The organism is Streptomyces sp. NPDC053493, from assembly GCF_044544825.1.
Taxonomy (GTDB): Bacteria; Actinomycetota; Actinomycetes; order Streptomycetales; family Streptomycetaceae; genus Streptomyces.
This window is the reverse complement of record NZ_JBITXS010000001.1, coordinates 489,517-505,286: the sequence shown is the minus strand read 5'-3', so window position 1 is coordinate 505,286 and position 15,770 is coordinate 489,517. Positions and strand designations below refer to the sequence as shown.

General features: G+C 71.3%; 19 protein-coding genes. 12 read left to right on the top strand and 7 right to left on the bottom strand.

The window, feature by feature from the left end; genetic code table 11:
• Nucleotides 1-35: 35 nt before the first annotated feature.
• From ACIGO8_RS02170 to ACIGO8_RS02155, 4 genes are all read left to right on the top strand, one after another.
• Nucleotides 36-1,100 (top strand): family 2 encapsulin nanocompartment cargo protein polyprenyl transferase, encoded by a 1,065-nt coding sequence (locus ACIGO8_RS02170; RefSeq protein ID WP_399722847.1) that lies wholly within the window; start codon nt 36-38, stop codon nt 1,098-1,100.
• Between the two features lie 113 nt (nt 1,101-1,213).
• Entirely contained in the window at nt 1,214-1,798 is a 585-nt protein-coding gene (locus ACIGO8_RS02165) for a dihydrofolate reductase family protein (protein WP_399722845.1), read from the top strand.
• Nucleotides 1,799-1,824: 26 nt separating this feature from the next.
• On the top strand, nt 1,825-2,169 hold the full coding sequence (locus ACIGO8_RS02160; protein ID WP_399722844.1) for a hypothetical protein: 345 nt from the start codon (nt 1,825-1,827) through the stop codon (nt 2,167-2,169).
• A gap of 42 nt (nt 2,170-2,211) precedes the next feature.
• Nucleotides 2,212-2,631: a DUF6304 family protein gene (locus ACIGO8_RS02155; protein WP_399722842.1), complete on the top strand. Its 420-nt coding sequence runs from the start codon at nt 2,212-2,214 to the stop codon at nt 2,629-2,631.
• Nucleotides 2,632-2,707: 76 nt separating this feature from the next.
• On the opposite strand, the gene ACIGO8_RS02150 is transcribed toward ACIGO8_RS02155, so the two are convergent.
• Together ACIGO8_RS02150 and snpA are read right to left on the bottom strand one after the other, a co-directional pair.
• The gene (locus tag ACIGO8_RS02150) at nt 2,708-3,178 is read right to left on the bottom strand and encodes a group II truncated hemoglobin (protein ID WP_399722840.1); all 471 of its coding nucleotides are present in this window, start codon (nt 3,176-3,178) and stop codon (nt 2,708-2,710) included.
• Nucleotides 3,179-3,223: 45 nt separating this feature from the next.
• On the bottom strand, nt 3,224-3,868 hold the full coding sequence (gene snpA / locus ACIGO8_RS02145; protein ID WP_399722838.1) for a snapalysin: 645 nt from the start codon (nt 3,866-3,868) through the stop codon (nt 3,224-3,226).
• 177 nt (nt 3,869-4,045) lie between these two features.
• On the opposite strand from snpA, the gene ACIGO8_RS02140 reads away from it, so the two are divergent.
• From ACIGO8_RS02140 to gdhA, 4 genes are read left to right on the top strand one after another with little or no spacing between them, the layout of a single operon-like run.
• Entirely contained in the window at nt 4,046-4,999 is a 954-nt protein-coding gene (locus tag ACIGO8_RS02140; RefSeq protein WP_399722836.1) for a LysR substrate-binding domain-containing protein, read from the top strand.
• The gene (locus ACIGO8_RS02135) at nt 4,996-5,496 is read left to right on the top strand and encodes a hypothetical protein (protein ID WP_399722835.1); all 501 of its coding nucleotides are present in this window, start codon (nt 4,996-4,998) and stop codon (nt 5,494-5,496) included. Before ACIGO8_RS02140 ends, ACIGO8_RS02135 begins: the two co-directional genes overlap by 4 nt.
• 55 nt (nt 5,497-5,551) lie before the next feature.
• Nucleotides 5,552-6,052: a GNAT family N-acetyltransferase gene (locus ACIGO8_RS02130; RefSeq protein ID WP_399722833.1), complete on the top strand. Its 501-nt coding sequence runs from the start codon at nt 5,552-5,554 to the stop codon at nt 6,050-6,052.
• A complete protein-coding gene (gdhA, locus tag ACIGO8_RS02125; protein WP_399722831.1) occupies nt 6,049-7,395 on the top strand; it encodes an NADP-specific glutamate dehydrogenase in 1,347 nt (448 codons plus the stop codon). Before ACIGO8_RS02130 ends, gdhA begins: the two co-directional genes overlap by 4 nt.
• Before the next feature lie 97 nt (nt 7,396-7,492).
• Here the strand turns inward: gdhA and sodN are convergent, their stop codons facing one another.
• Nucleotides 7,493-7,888, bottom strand: a complete 396-nt coding sequence (gene sodN, locus ACIGO8_RS02120; RefSeq protein WP_046907284.1) for a superoxide dismutase, Ni — start codon at nt 7,886-7,888, stop codon at nt 7,493-7,495.
• A gap of 142 nt (nt 7,889-8,030) precedes the next feature.
• Between sodN and sodX the strand changes: the two genes are divergently transcribed.
• Nucleotides 8,031-8,465, top strand: a complete 435-nt coding sequence (gene sodX / locus ACIGO8_RS02115; RefSeq protein WP_399722829.1) for a nickel-type superoxide dismutase maturation protease — start codon at nt 8,031-8,033, stop codon at nt 8,463-8,465.
• Here the strand turns inward: sodX and ACIGO8_RS02110 are convergent.
• Nucleotides 8,369-8,998, bottom strand: coding sequence for a CGNR zinc finger domain-containing protein (locus ACIGO8_RS02110; RefSeq protein ID WP_399722828.1), 630 nt, complete (start codon nt 8,996-8,998; stop codon nt 8,369-8,371). The genes sodX and ACIGO8_RS02110 overlap by 97 nt on opposite strands.
• Nucleotides 8,999-9,093: 95 nt before the next feature.
• Here ACIGO8_RS02110 and ACIGO8_RS02105 point away from each other — a divergent pair, with 95 nt between their 5' ends.
• Nucleotides 9,094-9,858 (top strand): class I SAM-dependent methyltransferase, encoded by a 765-nt coding sequence (locus ACIGO8_RS02105; protein WP_399722827.1) that lies wholly within the window; start codon nt 9,094-9,096, stop codon nt 9,856-9,858.
• A gap of 80 nt (nt 9,859-9,938) precedes the next feature.
• Here the strand turns inward: ACIGO8_RS02105 and ACIGO8_RS02100 are convergent, their stop codons facing one another.
• From ACIGO8_RS02100 to ACIGO8_RS02090, 3 genes are read right to left on the bottom strand one after another with little or no spacing between them, the layout of a single operon-like run.
• The gene (locus ACIGO8_RS02100) at nt 9,939-10,706 is read right to left on the bottom strand and encodes an amino acid ABC transporter ATP-binding protein (RefSeq protein WP_399722825.1); all 768 of its coding nucleotides are present in this window, start codon (nt 10,704-10,706) and stop codon (nt 9,939-9,941) included.
• Entirely contained in the window at nt 10,703-11,689 is a 987-nt protein-coding gene (locus ACIGO8_RS02095; protein WP_399722824.1) for an amino acid ABC transporter permease, read from the bottom strand. The genes ACIGO8_RS02100 and ACIGO8_RS02095 overlap by 4 nt, the downstream gene beginning before the upstream one ends.
• 29 nt (nt 11,690-11,718) lie before the next feature.
• Nucleotides 11,719-12,687, bottom strand: a complete 969-nt coding sequence (locus ACIGO8_RS02090; RefSeq protein WP_399722822.1) for an ABC transporter substrate-binding protein — start codon at nt 12,685-12,687, stop codon at nt 11,719-11,721.
• A gap of 547 nt (nt 12,688-13,234) precedes the next feature.
• Between ACIGO8_RS02090 and ACIGO8_RS02085 the strand changes: the two genes are divergently transcribed.
• Nucleotides 13,235-14,446: an NADP-dependent malic enzyme gene (locus ACIGO8_RS02085; RefSeq protein WP_399722820.1), complete on the top strand. Its 1,212-nt coding sequence runs from the start codon at nt 13,235-13,237 to the stop codon at nt 14,444-14,446.
• A gap of 279 nt (nt 14,447-14,725) precedes the next feature.
• Nucleotides 14,726-15,691 carry a zinc-binding dehydrogenase gene (locus ACIGO8_RS02080; protein WP_399722818.1) on the top strand — a complete coding sequence of 322 codons (966 nt, stop codon included), beginning with the start codon at nt 14,726-14,728 and terminating at the stop codon, nt 15,689-15,691.
• The last annotated feature ends 79 nt before the right edge of the window (nt 15,692-15,770 follow it).

The following is a 15,770-nucleotide window of genomic DNA, read 5'->3' as shown; positions in this document are numbered from 1 at the left end:
TCCCCACCGCTGTGGAAGAAGGTGACCGCGCATCCATGACCACCACCCATGAGGACGCCGCGACCGCAGGCGCGGCCGGCGGCGGGCAGGGCGCCGTGCTGCTCCTGGACCGGGCGCGCAGCGTCGTCGACCCTCAACTCCGTACGACCGTCGCGTCGTTGCCCGGTTCCATACGGCGTATCGCCGCGTACCACTTCGGCTGGGAGGAGGCGGACGGCAGCCCGTCCGCGCGGCCCGGAGGCAAGGCCATCCGGCCGGCCCTGGTGCTCGCCGCGACCCGCGCGCTCGGCGCCGACCCGGCTCCCGCGGTGAAGGCCGCCGCGGCGGTGGAGCTGGCGCACAACTTCACCCTGCTCCACGACGACATCGTCGACGAGGACCCGACCCGGCGCCACCGGCCCACCGCCTGGGCGGTGTTCGGCATCCCGGACGCCCTGCTCGCGGGCGACGCCATGTCCGCGCTCGCGCTGCGGCTGCTCGCCGAGGATCCCCACCCGGCCGCCACCGCGGCCTCGGCCCGGCTCGCCGCCTGTGTCATCGAGCTGTGCGCCGGCCAGCAGGCGGACTGCGCCTTCGAGCAGCGCGGGCCGCACGAGGTCTCGCTGGACGAGGTGACGGCGATGGCCACCGCCAAGACCGGGGCCCTGCTCGGCTGCGCCTGCGCGCTGGGCGCGCTCTACGCGGGCGCGGACGAGCAGGCGGTCACGGCGCTCGACGCCTTCGGCCGGGAGGCCGGCCTCGCGTTCCAGCTGATCGACGACCTGATCGGCATCTGGGGAGATCCGGGGCGCACCGGCAAGCCGGCCGGTGCCGATCTGACGGCCCGCAAGAAGTCGCTGCCCGTCGTGGCGGCGCTGGCCTCCGGGACCCGGGCGGGCGAGGAGCTGGCGGAGCTGTACGCCCGCCCGGTCCTGGACGCCGCCGCGGTGCGGGCGGCCGCGGACGCGGTGGAGCGGGCCGGCGGCCGGGACTGGGCGCAGGCCCAGGCGGCGGAGCGGATGGCCCGGGCGGTGGAGCAACTCTCCCGCGCGGTGCCGGACTTGTCGGCGGCCGGGGACCTGCTGGCGCTCGCGGAGTTCGTGACGCGCAGAAACCGCTGACCGGGACGCCGCCGAGCGGGCGTGCGAAAAAGAGCTTGCGTAACCACTACGGATGGAGCACTATGTGCGTAGTGGTTAACGCCCGCCACGCCTCCCAGTGAAAGAGTTCCGGCTTGCGCAAGCTCACCTACTACGTCGCCTGCTCCCTCGACGGCTTCATCGGCGACCCCAAGGGCGACGCCTCCTCGATGCTCGCGTTCCTCGACGAGGAGTACGGCGCCTTCATGAACAGCGAGTACCCGGAGACGATCCCGACGGCCTTCCGCAAGGCCTGGGGACTCGAGGGTGTCGCCAACAAGCGCTTCGACACCGTGATCCAGGGCCTCGGCTCCTACCGCCTCGCCCTCGACACCGGCGTCACCAGCCCGTACGCCCATCTGCGGGAGTTCGTCGCCACCCGCTCCCTCACCGAGTCGCCCGACCCCAACGTCGAGCTGATCTCCGAGGACCTGGTCGGCCGCGTCCGCGCGCTCAAGGCCGAGGACAGCCCGCTGGGCATCTGGCTCTGCGGCGGCTCGACCGTCGCCGGCGAGCTGGTCGACGAGATCGACGAGCTGGTCATCAAGTCGTATCCGCAGGTGTACGGCTCCGGAATGCCGATGTTCGGCGCCGGCTTCACCCCGCGCGACTTCACGCTCGACGAGATGCGGAGCTTCGGCAACGGCGTCGTCGTGCGGACCTACACCAGGAAGCGGTGACCGGGGCCGCGCCCTACGCTGGAGGCATGGCGAGCGAGGCGGCGCACACCACACGGGACCCTCGGGCCGAGCATCCCTGCCCGGCCTGCGGGCAGCCCCGGGCGGTCATCGCCCGGCGGCACAAGGTCCTCGGCGCGTGGGTGCCGGAGTGGGAGGTGCAGCCCTGCCGGAATCCCGGGTGCGAGCTGTACGAGCCTCCCGAGGCCGGCGCCGAGGAAGCCGACATCGACGAAGCCGGCACCGAGGCCGGCGCCGGGGCCCGCGCCGACGAGGCCGGCCCGGCCCGCAGCGCGGACGACGGCGCGGAAGCCACTACCACGCACGTGACCGGCAAGAACGGCGAGACCGGGAGAAGTCCGGCCCCTGGGTGACCGGCCGCGCGCCGGAGCCGGTCATACCGCTACAGTCCGCGCATGTCATCGGAGTCGACAGAAGTCTGGACCGGCTGGTACCGGGACCGCAGCGGCGCGGAAGCGATCGTCATCACGGCGGACGGGAGCCAGGTGGCCACCCGCATCAGGGGAATCGAGTACACGGGCGCGACCTTCGCCGCCCTGCGTGCCGCGGACGAGGGCGGGCAGGCCCTCACCGGGTGCGTGCTGGAGTGGGACCTGCCGCTTCCCGTCGTCGCGGACGGCGTCACCCAGCAGGCCACGCTCAGCTGCCTGCTGACCCTCGGCGAGCGCGCCGACCTCAGCCTCACCCTCCACTACGGCGGTGCGGCCTTCGAGTCCGGCGTCACCGGCGGCGACTTCGAGGAGGCCCTGAGCCGGGTCAGGCGCCAGCTGCCGCCGGGCACCGAGTTCGGCCGCCGGCTGCTCCAGGCCGCCTGACGCTCCCGCGCCTCGCGCCCGTACGCGTACGTGTGCGCCGACGTGTGCGCGTACGTGGAGGTTGTACGCGTACGACTCAGGCGAGACCGTCCCAGCCCCAGCGCGGAGTCGGACCCGGCTCGCCCAGATCCGTTCCGCGCGGCGAGGCCGAGACGTCCTCGGCGATCCGGGTGCCCCAGTCGAAATACTCGACGACGCGCTGCCGCAGCAGCGCGTCGTCCGGGAGTTCCTTCTCCACCGCCGCGGTCATCAGCTCCATCCAGCGCAGCCGCTGTTCCTCGGTGATGCCGAGACCGAGGTGCGCCGTGAGCAGGGCGTGATGACCGCCGTGGCGGGCCGTGAAGTCGGCCGGGCCGGAGAAGACCTCGGCGAGCCACACGGCGACGTGCTCCACGTGGGTGGGCGTGAAGTCGGCGAAGACGGGGGCGAGGACCGGGTCGGCGAGGACCGCCTCGTAGAAGGTGTCCGAGAGCCGGCGCAGCGCGTCGGCGCCGCCCACGGCCTCGTACAAGGTGGTGCTCCGGGGAGTGCTGCGCTCGTCGGGCATGCGCGCCACGCTACCAAGCGGCCCCGGCCACCGCCCCCGTTCGGCTCAGTGGGTCTTGAAGGCGGACGCGAGTCCGTAGCGCCACAACTGGTCGACGCGGGAACGCTCCTGGGAGTTCGGGTAGGCGTTCTGGCAGGACGTGCCGGGCCCGCCGCCGGACATCAGCTCGCTGCACGGGCCGCTGTAGTGGTCGGGAAGGCCGAGGACGTGCCCGGTCTCGTGGGCGGTGACGCGGGTGGAGTTGTACTGCTGGTTCTGGCGGTAGTCGAGGAAGATGTAGCCGTTGCCGTGCCCGTCGGTGCTCGCGTACGAACCGCGGGAGTCGTTCCCCTCGTAGTACGCGAAGTCGGGGTTGGACCCCTCCACCAGGCGGACGTTGACGACGGAGCTGTTCCAGATCTGCGCCGAACGGGATATCTGGGTGCGGAAGCTCGGCGCGTTGGCGGAGCTGTAGACCACGGTGACGGCGGTGGCGCCGGGCACGGCGGCCCGCTTCTTCGCGACCGACTTCACGACGGCGTCGAAGAACGCCTGGTTGGCCTTGGCCTCCTCGGCGGAACCGGCGTAGGCGGTGTAGCCGGCCTCCCGGTGCTGGGTCGTGGCACCGGCGGGGGAAGCGCCGAGGGACAGGGTGAGACCGGCACCGAGGGCGGCGGTCAGGACGGACGTGAGGATTCTCGAGTGACGCATGGGGGGCTCCTCCTGTGGGGTTGAGGAGAGTGTCGGGGGAGCCGTGGCGGGTGGGAATGATGTCATCCGCCGATAACCCCGTCCTATCGCCCCCACGCCAAGGTGCTCTCGAATCCGGCCACTTGCGGCTCGAGGGCGGTCTGGTGCGCCGGATGGAGCCGCCCTAACCTTCGGGTCATGGAGCTGGAGGTGAGGCACCTGCGGGCGCTCTGCGCCATCGCGGACCACGGCAGTCTGCACAAGGCCGCCCGCCAACTCGGTGTCAGCCAACCCTCCCTGACCACCCAGCTGCGCCGCATCGAGAACGCGCTCGGTGCCGAACTCTTCTCCCGCGGCCGCACCGGCTGCGACCCCACCCCGCTCGGCCGCGCCGTCCTCAGCCGCGCCCGGCCGCTGCTCGCCGGAATGACCGCGCTGATCACCGAGACCCGGGCCGCCGCCGGCCGCGCCGCCGGCCCCGCCCTCCGTGTCGGCTCCACCGCGAGCCGCGCCCTGCCCGGCTGGCTGCGCCGGCTCCGCCAGGACCTGCCCGGCACCGACATCGGGCTGCGCGTCGACGTCTCCGCCAACGGCCTGCTGCGCGCGGTCGCCGCCGGACAGCTCGACCTCGCCTTCGTCCACGAGGTCGAGGGCTGCCCGCTGAGGGTCCCGGACGGCCTCCAGAGACGGGTGCTCGTCGAGCGCGAGCCCCAGTTCATCTCCCTGGCCCGTGACCATCCGGCAGCCCGCCAGGAGGTCGTCGACCTCACCGACCTCGCCCACGACCGCTGGGCCGTCGACCCGGCCGTCGACGGCGAATGGGACGGCCTGCGCCGGGTCCTCGGCGCCGCGGGCCTCGACCCGCCGGTGCTGCACGCCGACTACCACACCGCCGCCTCGCTCATCGCCCTCGGCGAGGCCGTCGCACCCTGCCAGCCCACCTCGGTCCCGCGCGAGGACATGGCCGTCCGCCCGCTGCGCGGCGACCCGCTGGCCGTCCGCCTCCTCCTCCACGCGGCGCCGGGCGTCCCGCTCGACCGTCCGTACGCGGAACTGGCCGCCGCCTACCGCGAAGCCGCCCTGCGCGCGGCCCCGTACCGGCAGTGGTTCGGGCGCGGCGGGACGGCCGGACCGTGCATGATGGCCGTATGAACGATCACGGGGAATGGGGCGCCGTCATGGCGCTCGCGGACGACCACCACGCCCGCACGGTCCGGGCGTTGGGCGTACGGGAGGTCGCCGGCCACCTGCTGAAGGTGTACGCCGTCGAGGCCCCCGGCCGCACGGTCGGCGAGGCCGAGACCGACCCGGCCGTACGGCTCGCCGCCGACCACCTCGTCCTCGGGCGCCACCGCGGCTCGCTCGGCCTCGCGGTGCTGCTGGTGCACGCCGGCGGCGACGGCGACTACGTCCTCGTCCACACCTGGATCGAGGGCCACATGTCCGACCTCGCCATCTGGACCGGCCCGGCCGGCCGCCCGGACGCGCTCCGCCCGGGCCGCGCCGGCCTCGCGTCCTGCGTCTGGGAGGCCGCCGTCCTCGCCCACGAGCGCGAGGCCTTCGTCCGCCACGTCCTCGACGGCACCGGCCCCGCCGCCGACCGGCTCGCCGCCTGGTCCGACGACGCACTCGACGGCGAGGTCCGATGACCCAGCCCCTGGTCCGGCACGCCCGCCCCGACGACGCGCTCGACGGCGAGGTCCGATGACCCTGCCCCTGGTCCGGCACGCCCGCCCCGACGACCTGCCGCGCGTCGCCGAACTGGCCGCCGAACACGCCGCCTACGAGAAGGCCGCGCCCCCGCCCGCCGACCTGGCCCGCCGCCTCCACCACCTCCTCTTCACCTCCGGCACCTCCCGCCTGCGCTGCCTGGTCGCCGAACTCCCCGACACCACCCTCGCCGGCTACGCCACCTGCGCACCCGAACTCTCCACCTGGGACGCCGCCGAGTACCTCCACATGGACTGCCTCTACCTCACCGAGTCCGCCCGCGGCCACGGCCTCGGCGCCCTCCTGATGACCGCCGTCCGCCGCGAGGCCGACGCCCTCGGCCTCCCCGAGATCCAATGGCAGACGCCCACCTGGAACGAGGGCGCCATCCGCTTCTACGACCGCCTGGGCGCCACCTCGAAGGAGAAGCGGCGCTACTCCCTTCCGGTGGGGTCCGCAGCAGAGCAGACACCGAACAGCGAGGCACATTCATGAGCATCCGCGCACACATCGACGCCGTCTACGACGAGGTCCGCCGGCGCAATCCGGGGGAGGCGGAGTTCCATCAGGCGGCGGCCGAGGTGCTGCACTCCCTGACGCCGGCGCTCGAACGGCACCCGGAGTACGCCGAGCCGGGGTTCCTGGAGCGGCTGTGCGAGCCGGAGCGGCAGCTGATCTTCCGGGTGCCGTGGGTCGACGACCAGGGTGTCGTACGCGTCAACCGGGGCTTCCGGGTCGAGTTCAACAGCGCGCTGGGCCCGTACAAGGGCGGTCTGCGCTTCCACCCGAGCGTGAACCTCGGCATCGTGAAGTTCCTCGGCTTCGAGCAGATCTTCAAGAACGCGCTGACCGGGCTGGGCATCGGCGGCGGCAAGGGCGGTTCGGACTTCGACCCGAAGGGCCGCTCGGACGCCGAGGTCATGCGCTTCTGCCAGTCCTTCATGACGGAGCTGTACCGCCACCTGGGCGAGCACACCGACGTCCCGGCGGGCGACATCGGCGTCGGCGCCCGGGAGATCGGCTACCTGTTCGGCCAGTACAAGCGGATCACCAACCGCTACGAGGCGGGCGTCCTGACCGGTAAGCCGGTGGGCTGGGGCGGCTCCCACGCCCGTACCGAGGCCACCGGTTACGGCGCGGTGTACTTCGCCCAGGAGATGCTCGCCACCCGCGGCGAAAGCTTCGACGGGCGCCGCGTGGTCGTCTCCGGCTCCGGCAACGTCGCCGTCTACGCGGTGGAGAAGGTCCACGCGCTCGGCGGCCGCGTGGTGGCCTGCAGCGACTCCTCCGGCTACCTCGTCGACGACAACGGCATCGACCTCGACCTCCTCAAGGACGTCAAGGAGGTGCGGCGCGCCCGCCTCTCCGCCTACGCCGAGGCCCGCCCCGGCGCCGTCTTCTCGGCCCGCGGCACCCTCTACGACGTCCCCTGCGACGTCGCCCTGCCCTGCGCGACGCAGAACGAACTGCGGCGCGAGGACGCGGTGTCCCTGGTCAAGAACGGCGTCCGCGCCGTCGCCGAGGGCGCGAACATGCCGTGCACGCCTGAGGCGGTCGAGGTGTTCCGCGACGCCGGCGTCCTCTTCGGCCCGGGCAAGGCCGCCAACGCCGGCGGCGTCGCCACCTCGGCCCTGGAGATGCAGCAGAACGCCGCCCGCGACACCTGGACCTTCGACCAGACCGAGTCCCGCCTCGCCACCATCATGCGCACCGTCCACACCGAGTGCCGCACCACCGCCGACACCTACGCCGCCGACCCCGACGACTACGTCCTCGGCGCGAACGTGGCCGGCTTCCTGCGCGTGGCGGAGGCGATGACGGCCCAGGGCGTCATCTGAGCTTGTAAGAGCGGGATCGGTCAGTGCTTGGGTTTCGCAGGACGAAGGGGCCCGGCCGCAGCGCGGCCGGGCCCCTTCGGAGTGAGGGCGAGGAAGGTCAGGCCTTCTTCGTCTCCCAGAAGATGCGGTCGATCTCGGCGATGAGCTCCAGCGCCTTCTCGCCCGTCTTCGGGTCCGTCGAGGCCTTCGCCGCCGACAGGGCCTTCAGGGTGTCGTTGATGAGCGTGTGCAGCTCGGGGTACTTCTCGAAGTGCGGGGGCTTGAAGTAGTCGCTCCAGAGCACCGAGACGTGGTGCTTGGCGAGCTCCGCGCGCTGCTCCTTGATGACCGTGGCGCGGGCCCGGAAGTGCGGGTCCTCGTTCGCCTGGTACTTCTCCTGGACGGCCTTGACCGACTCGGCCTCGATGCGGGCCTGGGCCGGGTCGTACACGCCGCAGGGGAGGTCGCAGTGGGCGCTGACCTTCACCTTGGGGGCAAACAGGCGGGAGAGCATGCTGCTGTCCTTCCTCGTGATCGTCTTCTCAGGTGGGACATTACTCGGTGAGAAGCTCGTTTTCGCGAGTGCCCCCTGGTGCTTAGGACAAAAGTCCAGGGTGACCATGGGACTCGTGGACGATCGGACCGGGAGGTGCCGGATGGTGGAATCGGGGCGTGAGCCGGGGCAGGAGACCGGGGCCCCGTTCGGGATCGCCGAGGTGACCGGGGTGTCGATGGTGCCCACGCTGCTGCACGGCGATCAGCTGTTCGTGCACTACGGGGCGCGGTTGCGGCCCGGGAACGTGGCCGTGCTGCGGCATCCGCTGCAGCAGGACCTGCTCATCGTGAAGCGGCTGGTCGAGCGACGCGGGGCGGGCTGGTGGGTGCTCGGGGACAATCCGGACGCGGAGGGTGACAGCCGGGTGTTCGGGGTCGTACCGGAGCAGTTGGTGCTCGGGCGGGTGCGGGCGCGCTACCGGCCCGTCACCCGCGGGCGTCAGCGGTCGGCCGGTGTGGTGCTCTCCTGGCTCTTCTCGTCGGTGCGGCCGGTGCGTTCGGCCGCCACGGCCTCCTGGCGCTTGCGGGCGCGGTAGGCGGCGACGTTGGCGCGGGTGGCGCAGCGGTCGGAGCAGTAGCGGCGGGAGCGGTTGGTGGAGGTGTCGAGGTAGGCGTTGCGGCAGGGCGCGGCCTGGCAGAGGCCGAGCCGGTCGGCGCCGAACTCGGTCAGGTGGAAGGCGAGGCCCATGGCGGCGATGGCGGCGTAGCCCGCGGTCGCGTTCGACGGGTGGTCGGCGAGGTGCATGTGCCAGCGGGGCCGGCCCTCCTCGTCGAGGTAGTCGTGGCCGGAGATCTGCGGGCTGACCGGGAACTCCAGGAGGAGCGAGTTCAGCAGGTCGACGGCCTGGGTGTGGTCGCCCTCGTCGGCCGCGGTGAAGACGGCCCGCAGCCTGCCGCGTACCGAGCGGAAGCGGGTCACGTCGGCGTCCGTCGCCCGGCGGGCCATCTGGGAGGCGGTGCCGAAGAGTTCCCGGACGGCCTCGACGGAGGTGAGGGAGTCCTTGTTGCGGGCCGGCTCCTCGGTGTTGACCAGACGCACGGCGTAATCCGAGTAATAGGCCAGTTCCACTTGTAGTCCTTACTCCGGCGGGCTAGGGTCGGGGCGGGGAAGGGTAAGCGACGCCTTCCCTTCGAGGGTATTACGAAGACGGTGGAGGCAGAGCCATGACGGACGCGACCACGACCGGAACCGACTGGGCGGCCTGGCAGCGGAGCTGGGACCGCCAGCAGGAGTGGTACATGCCGGACCGCGAGGAGCGCTTCCGGGTGATGCTCGACATGGTCGAGGCCGTCGTGGGGCCGGAGCCCCGCGTCCTCGACCTCGCCTGCGGTACGGGAAGTATTACGGACCGGCTCCTGCGCAGGTTCCCGAAGGCGACCAGCACCGGCGTCGACCTCGACCCGGCCCTCCTCGCCATCGCCAGGGGCTCCTTCGCGGGCGACGAGCGCGTCAGCTTCGTGACCGCCGACCTGAAGGACCCCTCGTGGACCGAGGCGCTGCCGCACGACGCGTACGACGCCGTCCTCACCGCCACCGCCCTCCACTGGCTCCACAGCGAGCCCCTGGCCGCCCTCTACGGGCAGCTCGCCGGCCTCGTGCGCGACGGCGGCGTCTTCATGAACGCCGACCACATGATCGACGAGACCACGCCCCGCATCAACGCCGCCGAGCGGGCCCGGCGGCACGCCCGCATGGAGCGCGAGAAGGACGCCGGCGTCCTCGACTGGGCTGACTGGTGGGCGCTGGCCGCCAAGGACCCGGTGCTCGCCGAGCCCACTGCCCGCCGCTTCGAGATCTACGGCGAGCACGCCGACGGCGACGCGCCCGGGCCTGGCTGGCACGCCGACACCCTGCGCGCGGCCGGCTTCGCCGAGGCCCGGACCGTCTGGGCCTCGCCCTCCGACGCCCTGGTGCTGGCCGTGAAGTAGCGCCTCGCGCACGCCGAAGGGGCGGTACGGGCTCTCGCCCGTACCGCCCCTTTCCGTGACCCCTGGAGCCCCTGGAGGACCTAGAGGACCTTGGACAGGAACGCCTTGGTCCGGTCGTGCTGCGGGTTCGTCAGGACCTCGCGCGGGTGGCCGGATTCGACGACGACGCCGCCGTCCATGAAGACCAGCGAGTCGCCGACCTCACGGGCGAAGCCCATCTCGTGGGTGACGACGATCATCGTCATGCCCGACTCGGCCAGGTCGCGCATGACGTCGAGGACGTCGCCGACCAGCTCCGGGTCGAGGGCCGAGGTCGGCTCGTCGAAGAGCATCAGCTTCGGCTCCATCGCCAGCGCGCGGGCGATGGCCACGCGCTGCTGCTGACCGCCGGACAGCTGCGAGGGATAGTTGCCGGTCTTGTCGCGCAGGCCGACCCGGTCGAGCAGGCGCTCGGCGCGCTCGCGCGCCACGGCCTTCGACTCGCCCTTGACCTGGATCGGCGCCTCCATCACGTTGGCCAGGGCCGTCATGTGCGGGAAGAGGTTGAAGCGCTGGAAGACCATGCCGATGTCGCGGCGCTGGGTGGCGACCTCGCTGTCCTTCAGCTCGTAGAGCTTGTCGCCCTTCTGGCGGTAGCCCACCAGCTGGCCGTCGACGGACAGCCGGCCGCCGTCGATCCGCTCCAGGTGGTTGATGCAGCGCAGGAAGGTCGACTTGCCGGAGCCGGACGGACCGACCAGGCAGAACACCTCTCCGTTCTGCACTTCCAGGTCGATGCCCCGCAGGATGTGCGCGGCGCCGTAGGACTTGTGGACGCCTTCGGCCTTGACCATGGGCTCGCCGGTCATGCGGTCGCCTCCGGGGAACGCTTGAACGTGGTGAGGTTGGCCCTGACCCGCTGCCACGGGGTGGGCGGCAGGTTACGGGTCGAGCCGCGGGCGAAGCGGCGCTCCAGGTAGTACTGGCCGATGCTGAACACGCTGGTCAGCGCCAGGTACCAGATGGAGGCGACGAAGAGCATCTCCATCACGGCGCCCGCCGTGCTGCCGATGTTCGAGGAGGCCCGCAGCAGTTCGGTGTACTGCACGGCCGAGACCAGCGACGAGGTCTTCAGCATGTTGATGAACTCGTTGCCCGTCGGCGGCACGATCACCCGCATGGCCTGCGGCAGGACGACCCGCCACATCGTCTTCGTCTGCGACATGCCGAGCGCGTGCGCCGCCTCGGTCTGGCCCTCGTCGACGGACTGGATGCCGGCGCGGACGATCTCCGCCATGTACGCGCCCTCGTTGAGGCCGAGGCCGAGGAGCGCGACCATGAACGGCGTCATGACGTCGACGGTCTCGTTCTTGTAGATCGGCCCGAGGTTGATGTACTCGAAGATCAGCGACAGGTTGAACCACACCAGCAGCTGCACGTACACCGGCGTGCCACGGAAGAACCAGATGTAGAGCCAGGCGACGGCGCCCGTGACCGGGTTCTTCGACAGGCGCATCACGGCGAAGAGGATGCCGAGCACCAGGCCCAGCGCCATCGAGGCGACGCTGATGACGATGGTGTTGGTGAGGCCGTCGAGGATCGAGGTGTCGAACAGCTTGTCCCAGACCGTGTCCCAGATGATGTTGCCCTGGGAGAAGGCGTAGAGCAGCCAGCCCAGCAGCGCGACGACCACGACGGCGCTGATCCAGCGGCCGTAGTGCCGGACCGGGATGGCCTTGATCGCCTCGTACGGGGTGCCCGACGGGGTGCCCGACGCGCCGCCGGGCGGCGTGTCCGAGGGGCCGGACCCGGACGGAGACGCGCCCGGGTCCTTGGAGATCTTGTCAGTCATGACGACTGCCCTTCAGTGGAGCTGGGAGGTCACTTGCCGGCGTTGACGGTCGCCTGCTTCACGGCGCTGCCCTCGACGTTCCACTTCTTCAGGACCTCGGCGTAGGAGCCGTCCTTGATGATCGCGTCGAGCGCCTCCTTGACGGCGTCGCGCAGCTGGGTCTTGTCCTTGGACACGCCGATGCCGAAGAGGCCGACGTCGCTCTGGCTGCCGACGACCTCGAAGTCGTTGCCGCCACCGGAGGTCTTCGCGATGTACGCGGCGACCGGGTAGTCGTTCAGGTCGGCGACGGCACCGCCGGCCTTGACGCGGGTCTGGGCCTCGGCGTCGGTGTCGAAGGCCTGGATGGTGAGCTTGTTGGCGCCGCACTTCGTGGCCTGGGCCTTGAAGGTGTCCTCGTAGATCGTGCCGCGCTGGACGGCGACGGTCTTGCCGCACAGGTCGTCGAGCGAGTTCACGCCCTGCGGGTTGCCCTTCTTGACCAGCAGGGAGACGCCGGAGGAGAAGTAGTCGACGAAGTCGATGCCCTTGCCGATCTTCTTGCCGGAGTCGTCCAGACCCTCCTGGCGCTTCTTGTTGTCCGTCATCGAGGACATGATCAGCTGCTGGCGGCCGGTGTAGATCGAGGTGATCAGGCCGTCGAAGGTGCCCGAGGTGAACTCGAAGCGGACACCGAGCTGCTTGCTCAGGGCCTCGGCGATGTCGGGGTCGACACCCACGATCTTGCCGCCCTCGGTGAACTCCATCGGGGCGTACGAGGCGTCCGTGCCGACCTTGATGACGCCGGCCTTCTGGATGTCGGCCGGGAGCTTCGAGAACAGCGGGGCCTTGCTCGCGGCGGCGCTGGAGGAGCCGCCCTCCTTCGTGGAGCCGCCCTCGGTCTGGTCGCCACAGGCGGTCAGCAGCATCGAGCCGGCGACCGCGATGGCGGCGACCGCGGCAAGACGGGAGGTGCGGGTCTTGGCGGCGGTCGTACAGCGCGTGGAGCGTGCGGTCATGGTCGGGTTCCTCCGGCGTGTGAGGGAGTTGCCTTAGGCCGCGCACGCGCCTTCGAGCGCCGCGACCTCGTGTGATTACGGCATCTTGCCATTCGGACTGCCACAAACCGACGGCCTCGGATGTCAAAATCGGATAACGGGTCGCGGCCGAATGACGCCGACCAGGCGCCGCAAGGCAACACCTTCTTCGGAAGGGGTTCACCTCTACCGTAAATTCTCCGGTTCATCTCGGCATTCGGACGACACGAAGACCCCTATTCGGGTGGGGGCACCATCTATCCGGACATCGAGTGACGAGTCGTTCTCTATCCGTGCTCCATCCGTGCCCGGTAGCACTCGGTATGAGTCGCGTCACCGAGGAGGTATGAACTCGTCTCCGGAGGCTTCTGTCCGGTAAGAAGGATCCTTACACCCCTCATCCGGGGCTCAGGGCGCGTTGTGCGGCGCGCCCGCGCGGCTGCCAGACAAGGCGGCCGCGGGACCCACCCACCCCTCCTGAACCGGGAGTGGCCACCCTCAAATGAAGAAGACTTAAGGGGTCAACCCAATGGCAGCGGAGATCGTCAATCCTCGCAGCGAGAGCGGTACGGAAGGGGCTCCCGGCGAGCCCTTCGATCCGGCCTTCGCGCTGCACCGCGGCGGCAAGATGGCCATTCAGGCCACGGTGCCGCTGCGCGACAAGGACGACCTGTCCCTCGCGTACACGCCCGGCGTCGCCAAGGTGTGCACGGCAATCGCGGAGCAGCCCGAGCTGGTCAACGACTACACCTGGAAGTCCCAGGTCGTCGCGGTCGTGACCGACGGCACGGCGGTGCTCGGCCTCGGCGACATCGGCCCGGAGGCCTCGCTTCCGGTCATGGAGGGGAAGGCCATCCTCTTCAAGCAGTTCGGCGGCGTGGACGCGGTGCCGATCGCGCTCGCCACCACCGACACCGACGAGATCGTCGAGACCGTCGTCCGGCTCGCCCCGTCCTTCGGCGGCGTGAACCTGGAGGACATCTCGGCCCCCCGGTGCTTCGAGATCGAGCGCAAGCTCCAGGAGCGCCTGGACATCCCGGTCTTCCACGACGACCAGCACGGCACCGCGATCGTCACCCTCGCCGCCCTCCGCAACGCGGCGAAGCTGACCGACCGCACCCTGGGCGACCTGCGCGCGGTCATCTCCGGCGCCGGCGCGGCCGGTGTGGCCATCGCCAAGTTCCTGCTCGAGGCCGGCATCGGCGACGTCGCCGTGACCGACCGCAAGGGCATCGTGAGCACCGACCGTGAGGACCTCACGGACGTCAAGCGCGAGATCGCCGAGCTCACCAACAAGGCCGGTCTCTCCGGCTCGCTCGAGAGCGCGCTGGCCGGCGCCGACGTCTTCATCGGCGTCTCCGGCGGTACGGTCCCGGAGGCGGCGGTCGCGACGATGGCGCCGAACGCCTTCGTCTTCGCCATGGCCAACCCGAACCCCGAGGTCCACCCCGACGTCGCGCACAAGTACGCGGCGGTCGTGGCCACCGGCCGTTCGGACTACCCGAACCAGATCAACAACGTCCTCGCGTTCCCCGGCATCTTCGCCGGCGCGCTCCAGGTCCGGGCCTCCCGGATCACCGAGGGCATGAAGATCGCCGCGGCCGACGCGATCGCCGGCGTGGTGGGCGACCAGCTCGCCGCCGACTGTGTGATCCCGTCGCCGTTCGACGAGCGCGTTGCCCCGGCCGTCGCGGCCGCGGTCGCCGCCGCCGCCCGTGCGGAGGGCGTCGCCCGCCGCTGACACCGGCCGTCGTCGCCGAGGGGCCCCGTCCTGGACCAGGACGGGGCCCCTCGCGCATGCGGCGGGAGCGTCCGGGGCCGTGAGGAGCGCGCGGCGGGAGCGACCGGGGCCTGAGTGGCGCGAGACGGGAGAACCCGAGGCACGCGTGGCCGGGGGCCCGAGGTCGTGAGGGGGCCTTGCGGCGGGAGGGCGCCGGGCCCGCGCGGCCGGGCGCCCGAGGCATGCGTCACACCGGTGCGTGGTTCCGCCGCGTACCGCTGCCGCCCTACGCTCAAGGTCATGTTCGCCGCCTACGCTGCCCGAATCGACCGCGACCAGCCCCTGAACGGCCTCGAACTGGGGGAACGCCCCGAACCCGAGGTCCGGCCCGGCTGGACCACCGTCACCGTCAAGGCGGCCTCGCTCAACCACCACGACCTGTGGTCGCTGCGCGGGGTCGGACTGCCCGAGGAGAAGCTGCCGATGATCCTCGGCTGCGACGCCGCCGGGATCGACGAGAACGGCAACGAGGTCGTCCTGCACTCCGTCATCGGCCAGACCGGCCACGGCGTCGGTCCGGACGAGCCGCGCTCGATCCTGACCGAGCGCTACCAGGGCACCTTCGCCGAGCGGGTCACCGTGCCCAGCTGGAACGTGCTGCCCAAGCCGAAGGAGCTCTCCTTCGAGGAGGCCGCCTGCCTGCCGACCGCCTGGCTCACCGCCTACCGCATGCTCTTCACCAACGCCGGCGTACGGCCCGGCGACTCGGTCCTCGTGCAGGGCGCCGGCGGCGGTGTCGCGACCGCCGCCATCGCCCTCGGCAAGGCGGCCGGACTGCGGGTCTTCGCCACCAGCCGGGACGAGGCCAAGCGGAAGCGGGCCGTCGAGCTCGGCGCCGTCGAGGCGTACGAGCCGGGCGCGCGCCTTCCGCAGCGGGTGGACGCGGTCATCGAGACCGTCGGCGCCGCCACCTGGTCGCACTCGGTCAAGTCGCTGCGCCCGGGCGGCACCCTCGTCATCTCCGGCGCCACCAGCGGCGACCGGCCCTCGCACGCCGAGCTGACCCGGATCTTCTTCCTGGAGCTGAAGGTGGTCGGCTCCACCATGGGCTCCAAGGACGAGCTGGAGGACCTGCTCTCCTTCTGCGCCGCCACCGGTGTGCGCCCGGTGATCGACGAGGTGCTGCCGCTCGACCGGGCCCGCGAGGGCTTCGAGAAGATGGCGTCCGGTGAGCTCTTCGGGAAGATCGTCCTGACGGCCTCCTGAGTCTCCTCCGGATCCGCTTCCGAAGACCTTGGTGACGACCTCTTGATGACTCGTCAGCACAACTGATGGGATCTCCGGC

Bases quoted from the DNA above. Each gene is read 5' to 3' on its own strand.
- ACIGO8_RS02160 (WP_399722844.1), top strand. From the start codon at position 1,825: ATGGCGAGCGAGGCGGCGCACACCACACGGGACCCTCGGGCCGAGCAT.
- ACIGO8_RS02085 (WP_399722820.1), top strand. From the start codon at position 13,235: ATGGCAGCGGAGATCGTCAATCCTCGCAGCGAGAGCGGTACGGAAGGG.
- ACIGO8_RS02105 (WP_399722827.1), top strand. From the start codon at position 9,094: ATGACGGACGCGACCACGACCGGAACCGACTGGGCGGCCTGGCAGCGG.
- ACIGO8_RS02135 (WP_399722835.1), top strand. From the start codon at position 4,996: ATGAACGATCACGGGGAATGGGGCGCCGTCATGGCGCTCGCGGACGAC.
- ACIGO8_RS02170 (WP_399722847.1), top strand. From the start codon at position 36: ATGACCACCACCCATGAGGACGCCGCGACCGCAGGCGCGGCCGGCGGC.
- ACIGO8_RS02080 (WP_399722818.1), top strand. From the start codon at position 14,726: ATGTTCGCCGCCTACGCTGCCCGAATCGACCGCGACCAGCCCCTGAAC.
- ACIGO8_RS02140 (WP_399722836.1), top strand. From the start codon at position 4,046: ATGGAGCTGGAGGTGAGGCACCTGCGGGCGCTCTGCGCCATCGCGGAC.
- ACIGO8_RS02095 (WP_399722824.1), bottom strand. From the start codon at position 11,689: ATGACTGACAAGATCTCCAAGGACCCGGGCGCGTCTCCGTCCGGGTCC.
- sodN (WP_046907284.1), bottom strand. From the start codon at position 7,888: ATGCTCTCCCGCCTGTTTGCCCCCAAGGTGAAGGTCAGCGCCCACTGC.
- ACIGO8_RS02155 (WP_399722842.1), top strand. From the start codon at position 2,212: ATGTCATCGGAGTCGACAGAAGTCTGGACCGGCTGGTACCGGGACCGC.
- gdhA (WP_399722831.1), top strand. From the start codon at position 6,049: ATGAGCATCCGCGCACACATCGACGCCGTCTACGACGAGGTCCGCCGG.
- ACIGO8_RS02100 (WP_399722825.1), bottom strand. From the start codon at position 10,706: ATGACCGGCGAGCCCATGGTCAAGGCCGAAGGCGTCCACAAGTCCTAC.
- ACIGO8_RS02090 (WP_399722822.1), bottom strand. From the start codon at position 12,687: ATGACCGCACGCTCCACGCGCTGTACGACCGCCGCCAAGACCCGCACC.
- ACIGO8_RS02130 (WP_399722833.1), top strand. From the start codon at position 5,552: ATGACCCTGCCCCTGGTCCGGCACGCCCGCCCCGACGACCTGCCGCGC.
- ACIGO8_RS02150 (WP_399722840.1), bottom strand. From the start codon at position 3,178: ATGCCCGACGAGCGCAGCACTCCCCGGAGCACCACCTTGTACGAGGCC.
- snpA (WP_399722838.1), bottom strand. From the start codon at position 3,868: ATGCGTCACTCGAGAATCCTCACGTCCGTCCTGACCGCCGCCCTCGGT.
- sodX (WP_399722829.1), top strand. From the start codon at position 8,031: ATGGTGGAATCGGGGCGTGAGCCGGGGCAGGAGACCGGGGCCCCGTTC.